The 2,378-nt window shown below is 72.8% G+C and carries 3 protein-coding genes; 2 read left to right on the top strand and 1 reads right to left on the bottom strand.

Features of this window, described 5'->3' with window-relative positions; all coding sequences use genetic code 11:
• Both ACXJKL_RS19430 and ACXJKL_RS19425 read left to right on the top strand, forming a co-directional pair.
• Window positions 1-411, top strand: a 411-nt coding sequence (locus ACXJKL_RS19430) for a universal stress protein (protein ID WP_457208643.1), incomplete at its 5' end; no start/stop codon positions are given.
• The gene (locus ACXJKL_RS19425) at window positions 408-1,691 is read left to right on the top strand and encodes a glucarate dehydratase family protein (RefSeq protein WP_457208642.1); all 1,284 of its coding nucleotides are present in this window, start codon (window positions 408-410) and stop codon (window positions 1,689-1,691) included. The genes ACXJKL_RS19430 and ACXJKL_RS19425, both read left to right, overlap by 4 nt.
• A gap of 362 nt (window positions 1,692-2,053) precedes the next feature.
• Here ACXJKL_RS19425 and ACXJKL_RS19420 read toward each other — a convergent pair.
• Window positions 2,054-2,378: FadR/GntR family transcriptional regulator (locus ACXJKL_RS19420; RefSeq protein WP_457208641.1), on the bottom strand; the 325-nt coding region annotated here is incomplete at its 5' end.

Below are 2,378 nucleotides of genomic sequence, written 5' to 3'. Positions count from 1 at the left end.
GGAAGCAGGCGTGCGATGACCGTCCTCATCGGCTACGTGCCCACCCCCGTCGGCGAGGCGGCCCTCGAGGCCGGCCTCGCGGAGGCGGCCGCCCACGGCGACGACGTGGTGATCCTCAACAGCCCCCGCCGGGGCAGCACGGTCGACGCCAACCTGGTCGGACCCGAGGCCGAGGCCCGCCTCGTCGCCGCGGCCGCCGAGCGCGGCGTCACCGCGTCGGTCGACCAGGCCGGGCACGGTGCGGACATCGTCGAGGCCTTCACGACCGCGATCGAGCGCACCGGCGCCCGGCTGGTCGTCATCGGCCTGCGCCGGCGCTCGCCGGTGGGCAAGCTGGTCATGGGCAGCGACGCGCAGCGCCTGCTCCTGGAGCTCGACGCGCCGGTGCTGGCCGTCAAGCCTGCCCGATGACCTCGTCGCGGATCTCACGCGTCGTCGTCACCCCGGTCGCCTTCGCCGACCCGCCGCTCCTCAACGTCGTCGGCGTCCACCAGCCGTGGGCGCTGCGCGCGGTCGTCGAGGTGCACACCGACTCCGGGCTGCTCGGGCTCGGGGAGACGTACGCCGACGAGGCCCACCTCGACCGCCTGTCCGCGGTCGCGTCCTCGCTCGGCGGTCTCGACCCCTTCGACCTCGCCGGCGTACGTCGTACGGTCGTCGACGTGCTCGGCCGGGAGACCGGCGGCGCCGGCGCGTCCTTCGGCGGCATGCTCGACGTGTCGTCCGCCGTCGAGACGGTCTACTCGCCGTTCGAGGTCGCGTGCATCGACCTCCAGGCCCACGAGACCGGGCGGCCGGTGAGCGAGGTGCTCGGCGGCCGGGTGCGCGACCGGGTGCCGTTCAGCGGCTACCTCTTCTACAAGTGGGCGGGCCACCCCGACTCCCCCGGCTCCCCCGACTCCCCTGACGACGCGTGGGGCGAGGCGCTCACGCCGGACCAGCTGGTCGCCCAGGCGCACCGGATGGTCGACGGCTGGGGCTTCGGCTCCCTCAAGCTCAAGGGCGGCGTGCTCCCCCCGGAGCAGGAGTGCGACGCGATCGAGGCGCTGCGCGACGCCTTCCCCGACCTGCCGCTGCGGCTCGACCCCAACGGGGCGTGGACGCCCGCCACCTCGCTGAAGGTGGCGCAGCGGCTCGAGGGGATCGTCGAGTACCTCGAGGACCCCACCCCCGGCATCGACGGGATGGCCCAGGTGTCGGCCGGGACCGACGTACCCCTCGCGACCAACATGTGTGTCATCGCGATGGAGCACCTGCCGCCCGCGATCGCGAAGGACGCGGTGCAGATCGTGCTGTCGGACCACCACCTGTGGGGCGGCCTGCGCCGCTCACAGCTGCTGGCCGGGATCACCGAGACGTGGGGCCTCGGGCTGTCGATGCACAGCAACTCCCACCTCGGTGTCTCCCTCGCCGCGATGACCCACCTGGCGGCGGCGTCGCCGACGCTCACCTACGCGTGCGACACGCACTACCCGTGGAAGACCCAGGACCTGATCAAGCCCGGGGTGCTGTCGTTCTCCTCCGGCTCGGTCGCGGTCCCGACAGGGCCCGGGCTCGGCGTCGAGCTCGACCGCGACATGCTCGGCGTGCTCCACGAGCAGTACCTCTCCTGCGGCGTGCGCCGGCGCGAGGACACCGTCTACATGCGCACCATCGAGCCGGACTTCGAGGTCAACACCTCGCGCTGGTGAGGTGAGAGGGCAGTCCCGTCGCGCTGGAACGTGGCGACCGGGCGCTTCCGTCGCGCTGGAACGTGGCGACCGGGCACTTCCGTCGCGCAAGAATCTCGGCGCTGAAGCTCCACGCTCCTGCGTGGAGATTCATGTGGGTGCCTTCCGACCTGGAGTCCGACAGGTGCACCGGGTGTACGACGAGCGCCGCGGGCAGAGGTCGGCCTGTCCACGACGTCGTACGACGATCTCGTCCCCCGGACCTTGTTCCCCCGGGGAGGTCGGCGCGTCCCAGCGCGACGGAACCGCCCGGTCGGCGCGTCCCAGCGCGACCGAACTGCCCGGTCGGCACCGTCCAGCGCGACCGAACTGCCCTCTCGGCGTCAGGGGGTGAGGCGGCGCCGGGTGTTGCCGAGGTGGAGGCGCATGGCCGCCCGGGCGGTGTCGGGGTCGCCGGCCAGGACGGCGGCGGCGATGTTGTCGTGCTCGCGCTGGACGCGTTCGACGTGGGTGGCGTCGGTCATCGTGTACTTCTCGCCGAGGCRGGTGCGCGGGAGCATGATCATCATCGGCCCGAGCGAGTCGAGCAGGTCGACGTAGAAGCGGTTGTCGGTCGCCGCCGCGATCGCCCGGTGGAAGGCGAAGTCCGCCTCGACGGCGCCCTCGTGGCCGGCCACCGTGAACGACTCGTGGGCCGCAGTGATCGCG

The organism is Nocardioides sp. P5_C9_2, assembly GCF_054049555.1.
The sequence above is the reverse complement of the archived record's forward strand: the minus strand, read 5'-3'. Positions and strand labels throughout refer to the sequence as shown.